This window comes from Nostocoides japonicum T1-X7 (genome assembly GCF_001046855.1).
Lineage (GTDB): Bacteria > Actinomycetota > Actinomycetes > Actinomycetales > Dermatophilaceae > Nostocoides > Nostocoides japonicum.
Genome location: NZ_HF570958.1, coordinates 1459823 through 1481347 on the forward strand (window position 1 = coordinate 1459823; position 21525 = coordinate 1481347).

The 21525-nt window shown below is 71.2% G+C and carries 18 protein-coding genes; 12 read left to right on the top strand and 6 right to left on the bottom strand.

The window, feature by feature from the left end; all coding sequences use genetic code 11:
• On the bottom strand, nucleotides 1-1236 hold a 1236-nt coding region (locus BN12_RS06610), incomplete at its 3' end, for a gamma-glutamyltransferase (RefSeq protein ID WP_048551075.1).
• A gap of 195 nt (nucleotides 1237-1431) precedes the next feature.
• On the opposite strand from BN12_RS06610, the gene BN12_RS06615 reads away from it, so the two are divergent.
• From BN12_RS06615 to BN12_RS06635, 5 genes are all read left to right on the top strand, one after another.
• On the top strand, nucleotides 1432-2502 hold the full coding sequence (locus tag BN12_RS06615; protein WP_048551077.1) for a BMP family lipoprotein: 1071 nt from the start codon (nucleotides 1432-1434) through the stop codon (nucleotides 2500-2502).
• A 161-nt stretch (nucleotides 2503-2663) separates the two neighbouring features.
• Nucleotides 2664-4406: an ABC transporter ATP-binding protein gene (locus tag BN12_RS06620; protein WP_083454465.1), complete on the top strand. Its 1743-nt coding sequence runs from the start codon at nucleotides 2664-2666 to the stop codon at nucleotides 4404-4406.
• Nucleotides 4403-5650: an ABC transporter permease gene (locus tag BN12_RS06625; RefSeq protein WP_048551081.1), complete on the top strand. Its 1248-nt coding sequence runs from the start codon at nucleotides 4403-4405 to the stop codon at nucleotides 5648-5650. The genes BN12_RS06620 and BN12_RS06625 overlap by 4 nt, the downstream gene beginning before the upstream one ends.
• The gene (locus tag BN12_RS06630) at nucleotides 5647-6969 is read left to right on the top strand and encodes an ABC transporter permease (RefSeq protein WP_053079968.1); all 1323 of its coding nucleotides are present in this window, start codon (nucleotides 5647-5649) and stop codon (nucleotides 6967-6969) included. The genes BN12_RS06625 and BN12_RS06630 overlap by 4 nt, the downstream gene beginning before the upstream one ends.
• Nucleotides 6970-7080: 111 nt before the next feature.
• Entirely contained in the window at nucleotides 7081-7869 is a 789-nt protein-coding gene (locus tag BN12_RS06635) for a sulfite exporter TauE/SafE family protein (protein WP_048551084.1), read from the top strand.
• 21 nt (nucleotides 7870-7890) lie between these two features.
• On the opposite strand, the gene BN12_RS06640 is transcribed toward BN12_RS06635, so the two are convergent.
• Nucleotides 7891-8979: a LacI family DNA-binding transcriptional regulator gene (locus tag BN12_RS06640; RefSeq protein ID WP_048551086.1), complete on the bottom strand. Its 1089-nt coding sequence runs from the start codon at nucleotides 8977-8979 to the stop codon at nucleotides 7891-7893.
• 296 nt (nucleotides 8980-9275) lie between these two features.
• Between BN12_RS06640 and BN12_RS06645 the strand changes: the two genes are divergently transcribed.
• The 6 genes from BN12_RS06645 (at nucleotide 9276) to BN12_RS06670 (ending at nucleotide 15784) form a co-directional block, all read left to right on the top strand.
• The gene (locus BN12_RS06645) at nucleotides 9276-10463 is read left to right on the top strand and encodes a phytanoyl-CoA dioxygenase family protein (protein ID WP_048551090.1); all 1188 of its coding nucleotides are present in this window, start codon (nucleotides 9276-9278) and stop codon (nucleotides 10461-10463) included.
• A gap of 430 nt (nucleotides 10464-10893) precedes the next feature.
• Nucleotides 10894-11328: a helix-turn-helix domain-containing protein gene (locus BN12_RS23710; RefSeq protein WP_083454467.1), complete on the top strand. Its 435-nt coding sequence runs from the start codon at nucleotides 10894-10896 to the stop codon at nucleotides 11326-11328.
• Between the two features lie 279 nt (nucleotides 11329-11607).
• A complete protein-coding gene (locus tag BN12_RS06655; protein WP_200901166.1) occupies nucleotides 11608-13287 on the top strand; it encodes a DUF262 domain-containing protein in 1680 nt (559 codons plus the stop codon).
• 93 nt (nucleotides 13288-13380) lie between these two features.
• Entirely contained in the window at nucleotides 13381-13569 is a 189-nt protein-coding gene (locus tag BN12_RS26045; RefSeq protein ID WP_048551092.1) for a hypothetical protein, read from the top strand.
• Nucleotides 13570-13728: 159 nt separating this feature from the next.
• Nucleotides 13729-14742: a Gfo/Idh/MocA family protein gene (locus tag BN12_RS06665; protein ID WP_048551094.1), complete on the top strand. Its 1014-nt coding sequence runs from the start codon at nucleotides 13729-13731 to the stop codon at nucleotides 14740-14742.
• A 40-nt stretch (nucleotides 14743-14782) separates the two neighbouring features.
• Nucleotides 14783-15784, top strand: a complete 1002-nt coding sequence (locus BN12_RS06670; protein WP_048551096.1) for a Gfo/Idh/MocA family protein — start codon at nucleotides 14783-14785, stop codon at nucleotides 15782-15784.
• Between the two features lie 48 nt (nucleotides 15785-15832).
• On the opposite strand, the gene BN12_RS06675 is transcribed toward BN12_RS06670, so the two are convergent.
• The 3 genes from BN12_RS06675 to BN12_RS06685 form a co-directional block, all read right to left on the bottom strand.
• Nucleotides 15833-17209, bottom strand: coding sequence for a DUF2254 domain-containing protein (locus tag BN12_RS06675; protein WP_048551098.1), 1377 nt, complete (start codon nucleotides 17207-17209; stop codon nucleotides 15833-15835).
• A gap of 51 nt (nucleotides 17210-17260) precedes the next feature.
• Nucleotides 17261-18292, bottom strand: coding sequence for a LacI family DNA-binding transcriptional regulator (locus tag BN12_RS06680; protein WP_048551100.1), 1032 nt, complete (start codon nucleotides 18290-18292; stop codon nucleotides 17261-17263).
• A gap of 89 nt (nucleotides 18293-18381) precedes the next feature.
• Nucleotides 18382-18651, bottom strand: coding sequence for a PIN domain-containing protein (locus BN12_RS06685; RefSeq protein WP_157635381.1), 270 nt, complete (start codon nucleotides 18649-18651; stop codon nucleotides 18382-18384).
• A gap of 194 nt (nucleotides 18652-18845) precedes the next feature.
• Between BN12_RS06685 and BN12_RS06690 the strand changes: the two genes are divergently transcribed.
• Entirely contained in the window at nucleotides 18846-21068 is a 2223-nt protein-coding gene (locus tag BN12_RS06690; protein ID WP_048551103.1) for a cytochrome P450, read from the top strand.
• Nucleotides 21069-21128: 60 nt separating this feature from the next.
• Here BN12_RS06690 and BN12_RS26050 read toward each other — a convergent pair whose 3' ends face one another.
• Nucleotides 21129-21473 carry a hypothetical protein gene (locus BN12_RS26050; protein WP_157635382.1) on the bottom strand — a complete coding sequence of 115 codons (345 nt, stop codon included), beginning with the start codon at nucleotides 21471-21473 and terminating at the stop codon, nucleotides 21129-21131.
• Nucleotides 21474-21525 lie beyond the last annotated feature (52 nt).

Genomic DNA, 21525 nt, shown 5'->3' on the forward strand with positions numbered 1-21525 from the left:
CCGGTCGGCGCGGGGGGAGCCGATGGCGAGGGCCCGCCCGCCGGCGGCCCGGCCGGTCGTCGGCGCCATGTTCGAGGCGAGCCGGGTGCCCGGCCGGACGCGATGCAGGCCGAGGCGGTTGAGCTCGGGCTCGCCGAGGGCGTTGTTGTGCAGCAGCCCGGTGCCGGGCGTCGCGATGCCGGACAGGTAGCCGCTGGACACCGTCACCGCGCACGCCAGCCCCTCGGAGTCGGTCGCCGAGACGTGCGCCGTCGACGACGACGTCGGCAGCCCGGCGAGGCCGTAGCGTTCGACGGCCGCGAGGAGCGCATGCCCGTCGGACTCGAGGTCGACGGAGAAGTCGTGGACCGCGTGCCGGTAGGCCAGCACGGCCCGCTGCGCCTCGATGACGGCGGGCCACGACCAGTCGGCGCCGAGCGCCGCGCTCAGCTCGCCGAGCATGACGGCCAGCATCGGTCCGCCGACGGAGGGCGGTGGGTTGACGGCGAGGTCCCAGTCTCCGAGGACCCGGCGCACCGGAGTCCGGACGACCGGCCGGTATGCGGCGAGGTCGGCCTCGGTGACCAGGCCCGCGTGCTCGGCCATGTCGGCGGCGATGGCGCGCCCCACGTCGCCCGTCGTGAACAGGGACGGCCCCTCGGCGGCGAGCCGGTCGAGGACGTCGGCGAGTGGGACGTTCGTCGCGACGTCACCGGCCCGCAGCGGCGAGCCGTCGGGCCGGGTGACGATCCGGCGGGCCTCGACGTCGGGGCCGAAGAGCGGCTCGGCGGTGAAGCCGAGATAGCGCGCGGCCGCCGCCCCGATGGGGTAGCCGGTCCGGGCGGAGGCGGCGGCGGGCTCGACGATCGCGGACCACGGCATCCGGCCATGCCGCTCGACGGCGGTGGCGATCGCCTGGACCGACCCCGGGGTGGCGCACGCTCCGTGGCCGCCGTACATGACGACCCCGGCGCCGTAGTCCATCCGGACCTCACGCACCCCGCGCCCGAAGGCCTCCTCGGGCAGCCCGCGGCCGGGCATCTCGACATTGCCGTCGACGACCTCCGGCTCGCCGCCCTCGGGCCACACGTTGACGTACCCGCCCGAGAGGAGGCTGACGATGCCCGGCTCGCAGGCCATGACGGCGACGGCGGCGGCCGCGGCGACGTCGACGGCGTTGCCGCCCTGGCGGGCCACGGCATACCCGGCCTCGCGCGCGACGGGGCCGGTCGCGGCGAGAGCGACGTGGAAGGACATGCGGGAGATTCTGTCCCGAACCGGGTCACGCGCGCGCGACCGTCCCGCGGTGCGACCCGGCGGACGGCAATATGTCGGCGCGATAACAACCTCCCCGGTTGCCTCGACAGGCCCGTTCGTCCACAACCGCTGTACTAGGGTGAGCCGAAGTTCGGCGCCGAGACCCGGTGCCTGTGTGGGTAGGAGGAATCCCCTTTGCGACACGCATTGAAGATCACGGCAGCGACGGGGGCGGGGCTTCTCCTCCTCGCCGGCTGCGGCTCGAAGCCGACCAGCAACGCGAGCAGCTCCAGCAGCGGCAAGGCCTTCAAGGCCTGCATGGTCCTCGACACCGGAGGCGTCGACGACCGATCGTTCAACGAGAGCTCGTATGCCGGGTTCCAGGCGGCGAACAAGGCCAACCCGAACATCAAGATCAGCTACGTCGCCTCGAACAGCCAGAACGACTACGTGCCGAACCTCAACGCCGAGGTCAACAAGGGCTGCGACACCATCGTCGCGGTCGGTGGCCTGATGGCCGACGCGGTGAAGTCGACGGCGACGGCCCACCCCGACCAGAAGTTCGCCCAGGTCGACAACGCCTCGCAGGGCGACAACATCTACGGCCTGCAGTACAACACCGCCCAGGGCGGCTTCCTCGGCGGCTACCTCGCCGCGGCGATGTCCAAGACCGGCAAGGTCGGCACCTGGGGCGGGCTCAACATCCCGCCGGTGACGATCTACATGGACGGCTTCTGGGAGGGCGTCCAGTACTACAACAAGACGAAGGACAAGCACGTCCAGGTCCTCGGCTGGACCGAGAAGAACCAGAAGGCCGGCACCTTCTCGCAGTCCTTCACCGACCAGAACAAGGGCAAGACGATCTCGCAGGCGCAGATCCAGCAGGGCGCCGACATCATCTTCCCCGTCGCCGGCGGTGCCGGGCTCGGGGCCGGTGCCGCGGCCCAGGCCTCCGGCGGCAAGGTGAGCGTCATCTGGGTCGACACCGACGGCTGCGAGTCCGCCTCCCAGTACTGCAACTACTTCCTCACGAGCGTGACGAAGGGCATCACGAAGTCGGTGCAGGAGTACACCGAGAAGGCCGCCTCCGGCACCTTCCCGACGGGCAACTACATCGGCACCCTCGAGAACGGCGGCACCGGCCTCGCGCCGTTCCACACCTTCGACAGCAAGGTGCCGGCCGACCTGAAGTCCGAGCTGGACCAGATCAAGGCCGACATCATCTCCGGCAAGATCACCATCACCTCGCCGAGCCAGCCCAAGTAGGCGCGGCGACTGCAGACGGGTCAGCAGGGAGGGGAGAGCCGGCGATCGTCCGGTGCTCCCCTCCCGGCGCTGTCCGCGGCAGGCGAGGCGGTATGCCGGATCCGGGGTGATGATGTGAGCCACGGCCCTGCCCGGATCCGGGACGACGAAGGAGGTGAGCGGTGAAACTCGAGCTCCGCGGGATCACGAAGCGGTTCGGGACGTTCACGGCCAACGACGCCATCGACCTCACCGTCGAGCCGGGTGAGATCCACGCCCTCCTCGGGGAGAACGGCGCCGGGAAGAGCACGTTGATGAACGTCCTCTACGGCCTCTACCAGCCGGACGAGGGCGAGATCCTCGTCGACGGCGCGGCGGTCCGCTTCTCGGGCCCCGGCGACGCGATGGCCGCCGGCATCGGGATGGTCCACCAGCACTTCATGCTCATCCCCGTCTTCACGGTCGCCGAGAACGTCGAGCTCGGCGCGGAGAAGACGACGGGGATCGGCTTCCTCGACCGGCGGCGGGCCCGCCGGGAGGTGACCGAGGTGTCGCGGCGCTACGGCCTCGACGTCCCGCCCGATGCCCTCGTCGCCGACCTCGCCGTCGGTGTGCAGCAGCGCGTCGAGATCGTCAAGGCCCTCGTCCGCGACGCGCGCATCCTCATCCTCGACGAGCCGACCGCGGTCCTCACACCGCAGGAGACCGACGAGCTCATGGAGGTCATGCGGACCCTCCGCGGGGGCGGGACGTCGATCGTCTTCATCACCCACAAGCTGCGCGAGGTCCGGGCCGTGGCGGACCGGATCACCGTCATCCGGCGCGGCCGGGTCGTCGGGCAGGCGACCCCCGACACCTCGGCCGCCGAGCTCGCCTCCCTCATGGTCGGCCGCCCGGTCCAGCTGACCGTCGACAAGGAGCCGGCCCAGCCGGGCCGCGCCGTCGTCGAGGCCGACGGGGTGCGGATCCTCGACACGCTCGGCCACGTCATGGTCGACGACGTGAGCTTCACCGTCCGCGAGGGGGAGATCTTCGCCCTCGCCGGCGTCCAGGGCAACGGCCAGACCGAGCTGACCCAGGCCCTCGTCGGCCTCACCCCGATCGACGCCGGCACGATCCGGATCAGCGGCCGCGACGTCACCGAGACCGACGTCCACGGGATCCTCGAGAAGGGCGTCGGATACGTCCCCGAGGACCGCCTCCACGACGGTCTCGTCGGGTCCTTCAGCATCGCCGAGAACCTCGTCCTCGACCTCTACGACCAGCAGCCCTTCAGCAAGGGCCTGTCCCTCGACCTCGCCCGGATCGCCGACAACGCGACCGAGCGGGTCGCGGAGTACGACGTCCGCACCCAGTCCATCGACGCCGCCGCGTCGACGCTGTCCGGTGGCAACCAGCAGAAGGTCGTCCTCGCCCGCGAGCTGTCCCGGCCCCTGGAGGCGCTCGTCGTCGCCCAGCCGACGCGGGGCGTCGACGTCGGGTCGATGGAGTTCGTCCACAAGCGGATCATCGCCGAGCGCGACAACGGCTCGGCCGTCATCCTCGTCTCGACCGAGCTCGACGAGGTCCTCGGACTCGCCGACCGGATCGCCGTCATGTACCGCGGGTCGATCATCGGCGAGGTGCCGGCCGGCACCGACCCCGAGACGATCGGCCTGCTCATGGCGGGGACCCGTCCCGAGGAGCTGCCCTCCGGCATACCCGCGGCACCGACCGGGCCGGTCGTCAACCCGGCGTTCGCGGCGGAGCCGGTCGGCGAGGCGGTGGGCGGTATGCCGCATGCCGGCTCCGAGGAGGGGAGCGCCCCGCCCGCCGAGACCGCCCCGCGTACCGACTCCGACGACGCGACCGACCCGCATACTGGATCCGACGAGGGGGCACACCCGCCGACCGGACCGTCCGAGACCCCGCAGGAGCCCCAGTGAGCCAGACGTCGACGGCGCCCCCGGCGGAGCCGGCCGCGCCCACCCCGGAGCCGGGACGGAGCGGTCGCCGCCGCCTCGGCGACAGCCCCGTCGTCGTCACGGCGCTCGCGTTCGTCGCGGCCATCGTCGTCGGCGGCGTCCTCATCGCGGTGAGCGACGAGCAGACCCGCAACGCGGCGACCTACTTCTTCTCCTACCCGTGGGACACCTTCCGGTACGGCTTCTCGGCGATCTGGGAGGCCTACAAGGCGCTCTTCGAAGGGGCGATCTTCAACCCCGGGCGGGCCAGCTCGGGCACCATCGCCGGGATCTTCGGCCCCATCTCGGAGACCCTCGTCAGCGCGACGCCGCTCATCCTCGGCGGACTGTCGGTCGGCCTCGCGTTCCGCGCCGGCCTGTTCAACATCGGCGGCCAGGGGCAGATCATCGCCGGCGCGATCTGCGCGGGCTACGTCGGGTTCGCCTGGCACCTGCCCCCGGTCATCCACCTCATCGTCGCCGCGGTCGCCGGCATCCTCGGCGGGGCGGTCTGGGGCGGGATCGCCGGGTTCCTCAAGGCCAAGACCGGTGCCCACGAGGTCATCTCGACGATCATGCTCAACTACGTCGCCTACTACCTGCTGGCCTTCCTGCTGTCCGTCGAGAGCTTCCAGCGACCGCCCTACGGGCAGGCGATCTCCAACTCCATCCTCGGCAGCGCCCGGCTCCCGCACCTGCTCGGCGGCTCGCTGCGCCTCCACCTCGGGCTCGTCATCGCGCTCCTCGCCGCCTACGGCGTGCACTGGCTGCTCACCCGGTCGACGCTCGGCTTCGAGTTCCGCGCGGTCGGGGCGAACCAGAACGCCGCCCGCACGGCCGGCATGAGCGTCGGCGCGACCTATACCCGCGTCATGCTCATCGCCGGCGGCCTCGCGGGCCTCGCCGGCGTGACCCAGATCCTCGGCACGAACCCGGCGATCACCCAGGACATCGACGCCGGCATCGGCTTCGACGCCATCACCGTCGCCCTCCTCGGCCGGGCCAACGCCGGCGGCACGGTCCTCGCCGGCATCCTCTTCGGCGCGCTCCGCGCCGGGGGCGTCCAGATGCAGTCGAGCACCGGCACGCCCATCGACGTCGTCGACGTCATCCAGGCCGTCATCGTCCTGTTCATCGCCGCCCCCGCGCTCGTCCGCGGCATCTTCCGCCTTAAGGGCAGCGGAGCCGGCACCGGTCAGGCCCTCGCGAAGGGGTGGAACGGATGAGCACGACGACCTCTCCCTCGCCGGGGACCGCGCCCACCCCCGAGGACATCGTCGTCCACGACGTCGTCGTCAAGCCGGTGTCCCGGACGCGGCGCATCGTCACCGGCGTCGTCATGATCCTCGTCGGGGCGCTCACCTTCGCCCTCGGCCGGAACGCCGAGGCCCACTCGGCGCGGTTCGACCTGTCGCAGGGATCGGAGTTCATCCACCTGCCCGACCTCGTCCTCCCGGTCGCGGCGACGGCATACGTATGTGGCGTCCTCATTCTCGTCCTCGGCGTCCTCCAGGCGGTCAAGGGCTTCACGAAGCCGTGGTCGACCGTCGTCGGCAGCGCCGTCGGGCTCCTGTTCCTCCTCGCCTTCTTCTGCTGGGCGGCGAGCGGCGGCACCGGCTCGACGATCGACCTCCTCGGCGTCCTGGAGAACACCCTCGGCCTCGCCGCGCCGATCATCCTCGGCGCGCTCGGCGCGGTGCTCTGCGAGCGCTCCGGCGTCATCAACGTCGCCATCGAGGGACAGATGCTCGCCGGGGCCTGGGCCGGAGCGATGTTCGGGACGGTCATCGGCCGCAGCGGCGGGGTCGTCGCCGCCCTCGTCGCCGGCGCCCTCATGGGTTGGCTCCTCGCGCTCTTCTCGATCCGCTACCTCGTCAACCAGGTCGTCCTCGGCGTCGTCCTCAACGTCCTCGCCCTCGGGCTCACCGGCTTCCTCTACGACGCCCTCATGCAGCCCAACCAGGACAGCCTCAACAACCCCGGCAGCTTCGACAGCATCGCCATCCCCGTCCTGTCCAAGCTGCCGCTCATCGGGCCGCTGCTCTTCGACCAGAACGTCATCGTCTACCTCATGTACGTCCTCATCGTCGTCATCCAGGTGGCGCTCTTCCGCACCCGGTGGGGGCTGCGGACCCGGGCCGTCGGCGAGCACCCGAAGGCCGCGGACACGGTCGGCATCAACGTCCTGCGGGTCCGGTACCGCAACGTCATCATGGGCGGCGCCATCGCCGGGCTCGGCGGCGCGTACATGACGATCGGCGCCGTCGGCTCGTTCACGAAGGACATCACGTCGGGCAACGGCTTCATCGCGCTCGCGGCGCTCATCTTCGGCCGGTGGAGCCCACGAGGGGCCGTCGGTGCGGCCCTCCTCTTCGGGTTCGCCTACGAGCTGCAGACGCTCCTCTCGCTCGTCCAGCCGCCGGTCACCATCCCGACGAACTTCCTAGCGATGCTCCCCTACCTCGCGACGATCTTCGCCGTCGCCGGGCTCGTCGGCAAGGTCCGCGCACCCGCCGCCGACGGCGAGCCCTACGTCAAGGAGTGACGTAGGGCCGGGCGGCCGGCGACCTGCCCACTCGGCGAGAAGGTGGGCTGACCGGAGAGGTGAGCTGCGGCATACTGATGTCCTCTTGTCCTGACATGAGGAGGCGACGGGATGCTCACCGCGATCCTCTTCGTCGTCGCCGCCCTCATCGTGGGCTACTCCAAGACGGCGGTCGGCGGTCTCGCCGTGCTCAGCGTCGTCATCTTCGCCTCGCTGCTGCCGGCGAAGCAGTCGACCGGTGCGCTCCTGCTCGTCCTCATCGTCGGTGACCTCGTCGCCGTCTGGCACTACCGGCGCGACGCGGACTGGTCGCTCATCCGCGAGCTGCTGCCCCTCGTCGTCCCGGGGCTCGCGCTCGGTGCGGCGTTCCTCGCCGTCGTCGACGACGCGGTGCTCCGCCGCAGCATCGGGGTGCTCCTCCTCGTCCTGTGCGCCCTCCAGCTCTTCCTCCAGGTCCGCGCTCGCCGGCCGACGTCGGTGGTCGTCGTCACCGCCGACGGAGAGGACCGGGTGAGGACGGCGACGGGCCCGTCGAGTGCCACCCGCCGGCGCGGACCGGCGCTCCTCGCGGGTCTCGGCGCCGGGTTCGCGACGATGACGGCGAACGCGGCGGGCGCCGTGATGACCCTGTTCTTCGTGAGCCGGGGCGTCGAGAAGCGCCGGTTCGTCGGCACGGGAGCGTGGTTCTTCCTCGGCGTGAACCTCACGAAGGTGCCGTTCAGCCTCGGCCTGGGCCTCATCCACCTCGCCGACCTCCGGCGGGCCGTCCTCCTCGCGCCCGCGGTCATCCTCGGTGGCTGGCTCGGCCTGCACACGATCCGGCGCATCTCGCAGGTGCGGTTCGAGCAGGTCGTGCTCCTCGCCTCGGCCCTCTCCGCGACCGTCCTCGTCGTCCGCTGAGCCGGACCCGCCCGTGCACCCTCACCCGGCGGGGCCGAGGCGCGGAGGGACGTTGTGGGGCGTGATGATCTGGACGGCCGCGGGGCGGCTCGTCGGGGCTCCCGGCAGCAGGTGGTGATGGCGCATGACCTGCTGGCAGGCGCGGCGCATGTCCGCGCGCAGGTCGTGGTGGAGCACGGCGGTGAGGACGCCGGTGCGCAGCAGCTCGAGGTTGTCGGCGTCGAGGTCGTGGCCGATGAACACGTCCGGCACGACGCCCGCCGCGGCGAGCTCGGCGGCGATGGCCCGGTTGCCGCCGCCGATTGAATAGACGCCGTCCACGGCCCGCCCGTCCGTCACCGCCCGGCGCACGAGGGCCGCCATCGCCTCGTCGAGACCGTCCGCGTCGGAGAGGACGAGGACCTCCAGACCCGGTGCGAGCCGCCGCACGGTGTCCTCGAACGCGGCCCGGCGCTCCTGCTCCCCGAAGAAGGTCGCCCGGCTCAGCGTCACGAGCACCCGGCCGCGGGCCGCGACCTCGTCGCGTCCTCCTGATCGCGAACCGGTCCATCCCGCAACGAGATAGGCGGCCGTCGCGCCCGCGGCCGCGTTGTCGAGGCCGACGTATGCGACGCGCCGGCTTTCCCGGACGTCCGTCACGAGCGTGACGACCGGTATCCCGCGGCTCGCCAACCGGTCGATGGCCCCGGCCACCTCGGGGTCGTCGGGGGCCTTGAGGAGCACCCCCTGGCTCGACCGGCCGCGGGTGCCGATCCGGTCGAGGTGGGCGACGAGCGACGCGACATCCTGCGGGCCCGCGCTCTCCGAGAGATGGAAGCGGGCCCGGACGGTCGCCGGGCGGAGCGCCGGCAGCTCGCGCTCGAGGGCTTCCCGCACCGCCCCGCTGAAGCGCACCGGCGCCTGCATGACGACGTCGACGACGAGGGTCCTCGCGCCGAGGCGCAGCTGGGTCCGCTGCCGGTCGAGGTCGAGGACGGCCTGCTCGACCTGGTGGACGGCCCGGGCGCTCGCGCCGGGACGCCCGTGGAGCACCCGGTCGACGGTGGCTGCGGAGAGCCCCGACTGGGAGGCGATGTCGGCGATCCGGTGCCCGCCCCCTCGCGTCGACACCTCGTCCCCCTGCGCCAGCCGGTCCGCCCCCGGTGCCGGGGTCGACCCGGGAGGGCGAGGGCGTCGCATACCGCATGGTACGGCTCGCCTCGGCAGGCCGAGGCTGTCGTGTTCCCTCCCCCCGCCCCAGGTGAGAGTACTTGTGGGGAGGCCGGCTGGAGCCATGGCACCCACCAGCTTCCCCACAAGGTCCTGAGGTGTTTCTGAGGTCTCCGGGCCCTCCCCGTGGGGGTCCGGATGACGCACCCTTGACGGGAGAGCCCCGTGCCGAAGACCCGCATCGAAGGAGACGACCGATGACCGCCACCCCCACCCGCCGCACGACGATGACCGGCTGGCTGCGCCGCGAGGACTGCCGCCTCGAGGACCTGCTCGCCGTGCTCGCCGAGGAGACCGACCTCGCCGACTACCCCCACGCCGACCGGGTCGAGCAGGGCGTCCTCGTCTACGACGCCGCGGCCCTCGCGCCGATCGTCGCGGGTCGGGACGGGCGCCGCGAGGTGCAGGCGGAGATCGCTCGGGCCCTGCTCGACGGGCCTGGGATCACGGTGTACGAGAACGCCTTCGACCACGGTGTCGTCGACCGGGTGACCGAGGCGTTCAAGGAGATCATCGCCGCGCAGCGGGCGTCGGGCGTCGAGGCCGGTGACCACTTCGCGAAGCCCGGAGCGAACGACCGCATCTGGAACGCCCTGGAGAAGCTCGCCGTCGAGGACCCCGAGGCCTTCGTCGACTACTACGCGATGGACATCATCGACCTCGTCGCGACGGCCTGGCTCGGCCCGGGCTACCAGGTGACCTCGCAGGTGAACGTCGTCAACCCCGGCGGGGCGGGCCAGACGGTGCACCGCGACTACCACCTGGGGTTCATGGACCCCGACGTCTCGGCGTCCTACCCCGCGCACGTCCACGCGCTGTCCGCGCTGCTCACCCTCCAGGGGGCCGTGGCGCACGTCGACATGCCCGTCGAGTCGGGGCCGACGCTCTACCTGCCGCACTCGCAGAAGTACTCGCACGGCTACCTCGCCTACTGGCTGCCGCAGTTCCAGGACTACTTCGTGGAGCACCACATCCAGCTGCCGCTGGCCAAGGGCGACGCCGTCTTCTTCAACCCGGCGCTCTTCCACGCCGCGGGCAGCAACGTCTCCGCGGACATCTCCCGCATGGCGAACCTCCTGCAGATCTCCTCGGCGTTCGGCCGCGCCATGGAGACCGTCGACCGCACCCGCGTCGTCGAGGCGGTGTACCCGTTCCTGTTGCAGCGCAAGGCAGCCGGCGCGCCGCTTGGGGACCTCGCGAACGCGCGCGCCGCCTCCGCGGAGGGCTACCCCTTCCCCTCCAACCTGGACCGGGACCAGCCGATCGACGGCATGGCCCCGCTCACCCAGAGCCAGGTCGTGCGGGAGGCGCTCGCCGAGGGACTCGACTCCGAGGAGCTGTCCCGCCGTCTTGCCGCGCAGGCCGAGTCGAAGCTCAGCCACTGAGGAGGCGGTCGGTCCGTCGACGTCGAGCGCGCGCCTCTACGCCCCGCGCCTACGGTCGATCGGGCGGTGTGAGGCGGCCGTCCCGACGGTCGACGAGCCACGCGACGTCGACCTCGAGGGCGTCGGCGAGCCGGTAGATGGTGTCGAGGCGCCGGGTGCCTCCGGACGGGGGGCTTCCGCGTCAGGGATCCACGCGACCCAAAGTGCCCGTCGCGTCCGGCGGCTACGGGCGGGCCACGACTCGGTGGCGCGGGACGTCCACACGGCTCCGTTTCGTGGATGGCCGCTGGTCCCGACAGGCCAGAGACTCGCTCGGAACGCCCCGCGGTCCACGGAGGTCGGCGCAGTAGAGCTACAGTTATAAGTGCTCTAGTCTACAGTTGCAGATGGAAGGCGCGAGTGCGCTCTCGCGATACGTAGGAGTCCCACCATGGCTACCCTCGTGGAGTCCACCAACCGAGTCATTGCGACGGAGCATGATGCCAGAGCCGCTCGTGGTGTTCTCGACACTCTGAGGGGTCCCGAGGGACGGTTGCAGGTCGAGCACGAGGGACAACTCAGCGGTCCGATCCCTGCTGAAATCGGTCGAATCCTTCAACACGTTCTCGAGGTCATGGCCACGGGTGGAACGGTGACGATCTCCTCAGCACCTGAGGAGCTGACGACCTCGTCGGCCGCCGCAATCCTCGGCATCTCACGACCGACCCTGCTCAAGATCGCTGCCGAGGGGCGGATCCCCTCGCACCGCGTCGGAACACATACACGATTCATGGCGAACGACATCTTCTCCGCCCGACGTGCTCGACGTGAGCGCGAGCGCGTGGCATTCGCCGCTCTTCGTGAAGCGGAGGATGACGAGGTCTGACGTCGATGTGTGAAAGTGCGCAGCACGGGGCAATACGCTACGGTTCCGGCGTGGCAGGGACAGCGACGCATCGGGTCTTTGTCGGTGCGAATATGTTCTATTCGCGGACGCTCCGTGACTGGCTGGGTCTGAGGTATCCCCAGGGCGACGAGGCGCCGACCGCGGTCTACTCGCGTTGACCTTCAACGCCCTCGCGACGAGCTGGCCCGACATCCTCGACGCCGCCCGCAGCGAGCAACCGGCGACCAACCAGTCCGCCTTCGACTTCGACGAGCAGGAATGACGATGAAGCAACTCATGGCGGGAGAGCTGCCGCTGCGCAAGATCTTCTGCAGCGACTACGACTTCGCCATCCCGGACTACCAACGTCCCTACGCTTGGCAGTCCGAGCAGGCGCTCCAACTGCTCGACGACCTGGACGACGCGCTGGGGCGTGACGAGGACGACCCCTACTTCCTCGGGTCTGTCGTCCTGGTGAAGCAGGGCGACACTCCCGCCGCCCAGGTCATCGACGGACAGCAGCGGCTGACGACCTTGACGATCCTCCTGTCGATCCTGCGTGACCTCACCGAGAACACGCAGCTGTCGGCGGAGCTGAAGGAGCTCGTCGAGGAGCCGGGCCGGATCATGGACGGCACCAGGGCCAAGCCCCGTCTCCGGCTCCGCAAGCGAGATGCCGACTTCTTCGCGAAGTACGTCCAGACGGCCGGGAACCTAGACGCCCTCGTGGAGCTCCCCGACCATGCGTTGGGCACGGACGCCCAACGCGCCATCCGCGACAACACCCGAGCCCTGCGCAATCGCCTGCTCGACTGGCCGGAGACCAAGCGCCAGGCGTTGGCCACCATGCTCGGTCAGCGCACCCTGCTCGTGGTTGTGAGCACCCCGGACCTGGCCAGTGCCCACCGCATCTTCAGCGTGATGAACGCCCGGGGACTCGACCTCTCACCCGCCGACATCTTCAAGGCCGACGTCATCGGGGCGGTCCCCCCGGAGAGGCAGGCCGACTACGCCGACAAGTGGGAGGACGCGGAGCAGGACCTGGGTCGCGACACCTTCGCCGCGCTCTTCCTCGACATTCGGATGATCTTCGCCAGGGAGCGGGCCCGTCGAGAGCTGCTCAAGGAGTTCCCCACCCAGGTGCTTCGTGAATATCTGCCCAGCAAAGCAACCGTGTTCGTCGACGATGTCCTCCTCCCGTATGCGGATGCCATCGAGCACGTCGTGAACCAGGACTTCCCCGGCCCCGGCGCGGCCGCCGAGGTGAACAACTGGCTGCGGCGCCTCGCCATGCTCGACAACAACGACTGGCGGGCGCCGGCGCTGTGGGCGCTGCGTCATCACCGGGAGGACGTGGCCTTCCTCGTCGCCTACCTCCAGCGACTCGAGCGGCTCGCTGCGAGCATGCTGCTGCGCCGCGTCTATGCAACGCCGCGCGCTCAGCGGTATGCCGATCTGCTCAAGTCGCTGGACCGGGGCACTGGGCTGGACGCGGCGGAGTTCGACCTGACCGACGCCGAACGGGCCGCCACGCGCACGAAGCTGGAGGAGGACATCTACCTCGTCCAGCCGGTGCGGAAGTACGTCCTGCTCAGACTCGACGAGCTGCTCGCCAAGACGCCCGGCGTGTCATACGACCACAAGCTGATCACCGTCGAGCACATCCTGCCGCAGAACCCCGCGCCGGACAGCGAATGGTCGACGGCATTCACCGAGGACGAACGCACGCTGTGGACCCACAAGCTGGGCAACCTCGTCCTGCTCAATCGCGCGAAGAACTCCGAGGCACAGAACTACGACTTCGTGACGAAGAAGGCGAAGTACTTCACCGGAAAGAACGGTGTGAGCACCTTCGCGTTGACCAGCCAGGTCCTGGGCAGCGAGGCCTGGACGCCCGAGGTCCTCCAGGCACGGCAGGAGAGGCTCGTCGGACTCCTCGCGACCGAGTGGAACTTCTGACATGGAGACGAGCAACCGCGACCGCATCGGGCAGATGCTCGACGTGCTCTCCCCTGTCTCGACGCCTACCTTCAGCGAACCCGCGACCCGTCCGTGCCCAAGCCCGCATGGCATGGATCGAACTCACGAAGAAGGTCGACAACGCGAAACCGGGCGCCCGCGGCTGTCGAGATCGAGGCGGAGGCACCGGCGGGCTTCGACGAGTCGACGATCCGCGTCGTTCGGGAGAACGCGACGACCCTCCGGTTCGACGAGGCGGGCTTCGACGAGCTCGGCTCTTGACCTCGGTTGACAGGTTGTTCTGACAAAGGCTTGACGCGCTGGCGGGCGATAGTGCATCGTCGCCGGTGAGGCCGCGACCCCGCGGACGACGACGCCCGGAAGGACCACGACGACGATGACGACGACCTCGGCGCCCGCGATCGAGACGGCGGCGGGCCGATGACGGAGCCCCTGCGGATCGGCATCCTCGGGGCCGCCCGGATCGCCGGCCTCGCCATGGTGTCACCGGCCCGGGCGACGGGAACCCGGCTCGTCGCCGTCGCGGCCCGTGACACCGGGCGTGCCGAGGCCTTCGCGGCCGAGCACGGCGTCGAGCGGGTGCACGCGAGCTACGACGAGCTGCTCGCCGACCCCGAGGTGGAGGCCGTCTATAACCCGCTCCCCAACGGCCTGCACGGTCAGTGGAACCGACGGGCCGTCGAGGCCGGGAAGCACGTCCTCTCCGAGAAGCCGTCCGCCGCGAACGCCGACGAGGCGCGCACCGTCCGCGACGCCGCCCGAGCCGCCGGGGTCGTCTTCATGGAGGGCTTCCACTACCCCTACCACCCGTTCTGGCACCGGGTCACCGGGCTCATCGAGGAGGGGGCGATCGGCGAGATCCGCGACGTCGAGTGCACCCTCTCGATGCCCGACCCGGGCGCCGACGACCCGCGCTGGCGGCTCGACCTCGCCGGCGGCGCGACGATGGACCTCGGCTGCTACAGCCTGTCCGCGATCGCCCTCCTCGGCGAGTATGCCGGGGGAGCCCCGTCCTTCACCGGCGGCCGGGTGCAGGAGCGGGCCGGCGCGCCCGGGGTCGACGAGGAGCTGTGGGTCGACCTCGCATACCCCTCTGGCGCAACGGCGCACGGCGGTGGCTCCATGGTGCGGCCCACGGCGCCCGCCGACTTCCACCTCACGGTGACCGGCTCGGAGGGCACGATCCACGTCCCGCGCTTCGCCCTCCCGCACGAGGACGACCGGGTCATCCTGCGCCGGCCGGACGGCACCGAGACGGTCGAGCATCCCGGCTCGCGGAGCAGCTACACCTATCAGCTCGAGGCCTTCGCCGCCGCCGTCCGCCACCGGGCGGCCGTGCTGACCGACGCGGCCTTCGCCGTCGAGGTCATGGAGCTCATCGACGGGGCATACCGCACCGTCGGCCTCGAGCCGCGACAGCCCGCCCGGAGCTGACCCACCTCACGAAAGCCCCTGCAGGACAAGGAGAACCCCCATGAAGATCGGCCTCATCGGCGCGGGCCGGATCGGCGCGTTCCACGCCGAGACCCTCTCGGCGCTGGAGACCGTCGGATCGCTCGTCGTCACCGACGCGGTCCCCGAAGCGGCGCAGGCGGTCGCGGCGCGGTTCGGTGCCGAGGCGGTCGCCAGCACCGACGACCTCCTGTCCGCCGGTCTCGACGGCGTCGTCATCGCCTCCTCCACCGCCACGCACCTGCCGCTGCTGCACGCGAGCCTCGCCGTCGGCATACCGACCTTCTGCGAGAAGCCGGTGTCGGAGGACCCGGCCGCCGCCTCCGACCTGATCGACGTCGTCGCCGCCTCCGGCGTCCCCGTCCAGATCGGGTTCCCCCGCCGGTTCGACCCGGCGTTCGTCGCCGCCAAGGCGGCCCTCGACTCCGGCTCGCTCGGCTGGCTGACGACCATCCGCTCGACGACGATGGACCCCGCCCCGCCGCCCGCGACCTACCTCGCCGGCTCCGGTGGCATCTTCCGCGACTGCGCCATCCACGACTTCGACGCGGTCCGCTGGGCCACCGGCCACGACGTCGTCGAGGTGTATGCGACGGGAGACGCCCGCGGCGACGCGATGTTCGCCGACGCCGGGGACGTGTCGAGCGCCTCGACGCTGCTCGCCTTCGAGGACGGGACGATCGGCGTCGTCTCCAACACCCGCTACAACGCCCAGGGCTACGACGTGCGCCTCGAGCTGCACGGCTCCGAGGGGTCGATCGCCGCCGGCCTCGACGAGGGGCTGCCCTTCCGGCAGGCCACCCCCGGGATCCGCTGGCCCTCCGGGCCGGCACACACCTTCTTCATGGACCGCCTCACCGAGGCCTTCCGCATCGAGCTCGGCACCTTCGTCGACGTCGCCGCGGGCCGGCTCGCCTCTCCGTGCACGATCCGCGACGGCCTCGAGGCGAGCTGGATCGCCGAGGCGGCGACCCTGTCCCTCCAGGAACACCGCCCCGTCCGCCTCGACGAGGTCCGCCGCTAGCGACGGCTGCGCTGCCCGCTGGACAGGGGGGCGGGGCCCACCACTCCATCAGGCCTCGTCGGCGACCGCCGAGTCGATCGTGACCTCTGCCGCCGCCTGCGCCAGGACGGCCCGCTGCCGCTCCGGTACGACGAGCTCGGCCCGCGCGAGGTCCACGGCCTGCCCGATCTCGGCGAGATCGGCGGCTTCGGCGAGGTTCCGGCGGGCGAACGCCTCGACGAGGTCGAGCTCACGGGCGATCGCCGCGCGGCGACCGGGATCCTCGGTCGAGTAGGCGAGAGTGCCGAGCATCCGGACCAGCTCCAGCATGACGCGGGGATGCCGCTCGAGGCCACCGTGGCGGATATGGGAGCACACCACCTTCAGGTGGGTCTGGTAGCCGACGACCGGCGCGACGACGCGGATCTCGCCGTCCGTATCCCTCCGCACGGTCGTCGCGAAGCGCCGGTGCGCGGCATCCGCCATGACGTCGGTCAGGTGGTGCACGGCGACGACGGCCGTGTAGGAGTCGTTCTGGGTCGTCCCCATCGCTCGGCAGCCGATGTCCACCAGCTGCCGGATCCCCGATCCGAGGTCGAGCTCGACCTTGCGTTCGGGCTCGATCCGCACCGACTCGCGCACCGCGGCGACGGTGCCGTGAGTCACCGTGGCGCCGGCATCCGCCCAGACGACCGCCAGCCGAGCTCCGGCGATCACGTGGTAGCCGAGCAGCTGGAGCAGCTGGATGCGCACGCGTGACCGCGTCGCAAGGGCGAGTAGCACGTCGACGTCGATGGCCGCGACGTACCCGTCCGTCACCGCGGTGACCACGACGGCCTCGGGTGGCACCGGGAGGGCCACCTCGAGGTCCGGGTCCTCGCCGGCCCGCAGGAGCGGGTGCTCCCGGTGCAGGACGTCCCGGGTGCTGGTCTCGGCCATCCTCATGATGGTGTCGATCCGGATCGAGTTCGTCATGTGCCCGATGTAGTAGACGAGCATGCCGATGGACAGCAGGGCCAGGACGAGGGCGCCCGTCACGGCGAGCCTCGGCACGAACGGGACGCCGTGGCGAAGGCTTCCCACCGTCTCCAGGCCGGCCATGCTGTACGCCACCGTCGCGACGAAGGTGGAGAGGACGATCTGCGTGCCTCGGTCCCGGAGGAACGAGCGCAGCAGCCGTGGCGAGTACGTCGTCGCGGCGACCTGCAGCAGGACGACGGTGAGGCCGAAGACGAGGCTCGTCACCGTGATCATCGTTCCCGTCACGACCGTGAGCAGCTGCCGCGCATCGCTCGCGGTGCCTTTGAAGGTGAAGGGTGCGAGCACCGAGCTCGGCCCCACGTCGACGTTGGACAGCGCGGCCCCCAGGACCAGGGCTGCCGCGACGGCGACCGCCGGTTTGAAGCCCAGGCTGTGGGTCAGCTCACGTCGGTCACTCATCCGCATCGCCCACCGCCTTCGGTGCTGCTCGGTGCTCTTCCTCACCGACTCTTCAGCCTACGCGCCGCGACCAGGGTGACCTCCAGCGGCGGGCGCGGTTCGGGCCGGTGGGGCGGTCGAGGAACGCACGACGAGGCGAGGCTGGACGACGACGTCGGCCACCTCCTCGCCATCGAGCATCGCCTCGACGACCCGGACGCTCTCGCGGGCGATGGCCTCCGGGTCCTGGCTCACGCTCGTGAGGTCGATCGTCGCGAGCCGGGCGAGCGGGCTGTCGTCGTAGCCCACGATCGACACCTCGTCCGGCACGCCGATCCCCGCGCGCAGCAACGCGTCCCGCGCGCCGACGGCGCATCGGTCGTTGAAGGCGACGAGGGCGGTGGGTCGCGACGGCGACGGCTCTGCGGCGACCCGCGCCCCGGCAGCGAGACCGGCAGCCTCGGTGCTCCCGCCGACGATCACGGTCTGGTATGCCTCGAGCCCGCGCCCGCGCAGGGCGGCCCGGTACCCCCGCCGGCGGGCCGTCGCGATCGTCCCGGCGCCTCCGTCGACGAAGGCGATCCGATCGTGACCGAGGTCGGCGAGGTGGTCGACGGCGAGCCGCAGACCGGCCGCGTCGTCCGCCCAGACCCCGCGCGCCAGCCGGCTGCCCGGCCGGCCCACGACGACGACGGGGACCTCCTGAGCCAGTGCGTCGAGGGTCGGACCGGCGAGCGTGGAGCCGAGGAGGGCGACGGCCGCGCACCGCGAGTCCAGGAGGGTCTCGACGGCCATCCGCTCGTCGCGGCGCGACGTCGTCGTCGACAGGACGAGATCGAGCCCGGTGCCGCTCACGGCCCCGTCCAGTGCGTCGACGAGGGCGGCGTGGAAGGGGTGGCTCACGTCGAGGACGACACCGAGCAGCTGGGACCGCTTGCGGGCCAACGAGCTCGCGGTCCGGTCCGGCCGGTACCCGAGGTCGGCCACGGCCGCCTGGACCGCCGCGCGGGTCGCCTCGCTCGGGCCGGGCCGGTCACGCAGGACGAGCGACACGGTCGCCGGTGACACCCCCGCCCGCGCCGCGACGTCGGCGAGGCGAGCGCGCGGCATACCGTCATCATTCCACCCGTTTGCCGGGTCGCTCGGCCGCCCGATCGTGCCAGTCGGGCCGGTCGGGCCACCAGGGTGTGACGCGCCCCCTATCGCCTCATGGGTCGATGGGGCTCGGCGGTCTCTCGTGACGAGTTCGACGCGGCGTCGTAGGTCGCCCCGCCCCGGATGTCGTGCCTGGCGAGCTCGGCGATGAGTCGCTGATGGTCGCGCGGGGGAAGGCCGACGACGGCGACGTCGAGCGCTTCCACGGCTCGCGCGGCGGCGGCCACCGAGATCAGGCGGGGCGCCGTCAGCCGGGTCAGCACACTGAGGGTCTCGAGGAGGACCTGCGCCGGAACCGTAGCGACATCTCTCACGACGGTGCGTCGGCTCCGCTGCGGCAGGTGTGAGGTTGTCGTGGTCTGATCGCCGTTCCGACCACGGAAAGCCCGCACCTGCCGATTCCCGACGCTGAGGGCCCATCTCGGGGCTTCGCCCCTTGACAGGAGACGGATCGCAGTCCACGCTTGTGTGACGTTCTTAAAGCGCTTTAAAACCCCTGGAGACCCCGATGTCCGTCACCGCCGCCGTCCGTCGCGAGTACGACCCGTTCTCCGACGAGTTCAAGGCCGACCCGTTCCCCGTCTACGACTGGATGCGCGAGGAGGCGCCGGTCTACTTCAGCGAGAAGTGGGGGTGGTGGGCGCTGTCGCGGTTCGAGGACGTCCGGGCGGCGGCCACCGACCCGCAGACCTTCCTCTCCTACGAGGGCATCGACATCGACGACACCGCGAAGGACCAGTCCGGCCCGGGCTTCCTCCCCGACCTGGACAACCCGCGCCACGACGAGGTGCGGCAGATCATCCAGCCCTTCTTCCTGCCCCGCCGGATCGCCGAGCGGGAGGACGCGATCCGCGCCGTCATCCGCGAGCACCTCGCCCCATGGCGCGACCGCGGGCACGTCGACCTCGCGCAGGAGCTGGCCTGGCCGACGCCCAACGACGTCTTCTTCGCCGTCCTCGGCCTCCCGACGCGGCACGAGGACCCCACGACGCGCGCCCAGCTCGACACCTGGGTCCACCAGCTGAAGGACCGCAAGCCGGGGGACCAGCGCCTCACCCCGCTGGCGCGCGAGGCGACCGACGGCATCCGCGACTACTTCACGGACCTGCTCAACGACCGTCGCCGGAATCCGCGGGGCGACGTCGTGACGCATCTCGTCCAGACGAGCATCAACGGGCGGCCGTTCGCCGACGAGCACGTCACGGCCGCGTCGGAGGTGCTCGGGCTCATGATGGTCCTCTTCCTCGGTGGCGTGGAGTCGACGGCCGGCCTCATCGGGACGACGTTCAAGCTCCTCGCCGACAACCCCGACCAGCGGGAGCTCGTCCTCGCCGATCCCTCCCTCATCCCGTCCGCCGTCGACGAGGCCGTCCGGTGGAACACCCCGCTCCAGCTCGTCGGGCGCACGGCGGCGCGCGACGTCACCCTCCACGGCACGACGATCCCCAAGGGTGGCCGCGTCGTTCTCGTCTACGGGGCGGCCAACCGCGACGAGCGCCAGTTCGCCGAGGCCGACCGGTACCTCGTCACCCGGGGACGCTTCCGGCACATGGGTTTCGGCGAGGGCCTCCACGGCTGCCTCGGCCGGCCGCTCGCGCTCCTGGAGACCCAGATCGCCCTTGAGGAGGCGCTCCCGGTCCTCGGCCGCTACACCCTCGACGGCGAGCCCGAGAAGTACCGCAGCACCCCCAACATGCACGTCTGGTGGCACCTGCCCATCTCCTTCACCCCTCCGGCCCGGCGCGGCGACTCCGGCGCGGCCGTCTCCCGGCTCACCGGCGAGACGATGACCGAGGCCGTCGTCGAGGCCAAGGACGACGTGAGCGACGGGGTCTGCGCCCTCACCCTCCGTCCGACGTCCGGTATGCCGTTCCCGTCCTGGCAGCCCGGGTCGCACGTCGACCTCGTCGTCCCCGGAGCGACGGGCGTCCGGACCCGCCAGTACTCGCTCTCCGGCGACCCGGCGGACCTGTCGACCTACCGTCTCGGCATCCTCCGGGAGCCGCTGAGCCGCGGCACCTCGGAGTACGTCCATGGCGCGCTCGGCGAAGGAGACGTCGTGCGGATCGTGGGGCCCCGCAACCACTTCCGCCTCGTCGATGCTCCCCGGTACGTGTTCGTCGCCGGCGGCATCGGCATCACGCCGATCCTGCCGATGATCCGGGAGGCGCAGGCCCGGGGTGCGGACTGGCATCTCACCTACGGAGGACGCACCCGGGCGAGCATGGCCTTCCTCGACGAGCTCGCGGCATACGGAGACCGGGTGACGATCGCTCCCCAGGACGAGGTGGGGTTGCTCGACCTGCCGGCCATACTCGGTGCACCACGCGAGGACACGAAGGTCTACTGCTGCGGGCCCGGGCCGCTGCTCGACGCCATCGAGCTGGCCACCCTCGACTGGCCGCGGGGCACCCTGCACACCGAGCGGTTCGCCGCCAAGCCGCTCACCGAGCCGGTGCGGTCAGACGCGTTCGAGGTCGAGCTGCGGGCCAGCGGCCGGACGATCACCGTGCGTCCCGACGTCTCGGTGCTCGACGCCGTCGCGGAGGCCGGCATCCCGACGGTGTCCTCGTGCAACGAAGGGACGTGCGGCACCTGCGAGACCTCCGTCCTCGAGGGCATCCCCGACCACCGCGACTCCGTCCTCGAGGACACCGAGCGGACGGCGAACGACTGCATGATGATCTGCGTCTCCCGGTCCTGCACGGCCAAGCTCGTCCTCGACCTCTGACGGGCCGTCGTCCGGGGCCGTCGTCCGGGGCCGGGCGCCCGGGAGTCCGGGCGTCAGGCGTCAGGCGTCCTTGTGGGGAAGCTGGCCAGAGTCCCGACTCGCACCAGCTTCCCCACAAGGCGTCGACGTCGTCCGCAGCGGCCCGCACCTGCCGGGCCGGACGCCCGCACGTGCCGAGAAGATGTCGCCGATGCGCGATGTGGACAGCATCTTCTCGGCACGTGCGGGGTTGTCGTGGTCCAGCCCGTCCCGGCACCGCATCTTCTCGGCACGTGCGGGGTTGTCGTGGTCCAGCCCGTCCCGGCACCGCATCTTCTCGGCACGTGCGGGGTTGTCGTGGTCGAGATCGGCATCGGCGGCGTGACCATCGCTTGTGGGGAAGCTGGCCAGAGTCCCGACTCGCACCAGCTTCCCCACAAGGAAGGCCAGCCGAGACGACCGCCTCGGACAGGTCCGC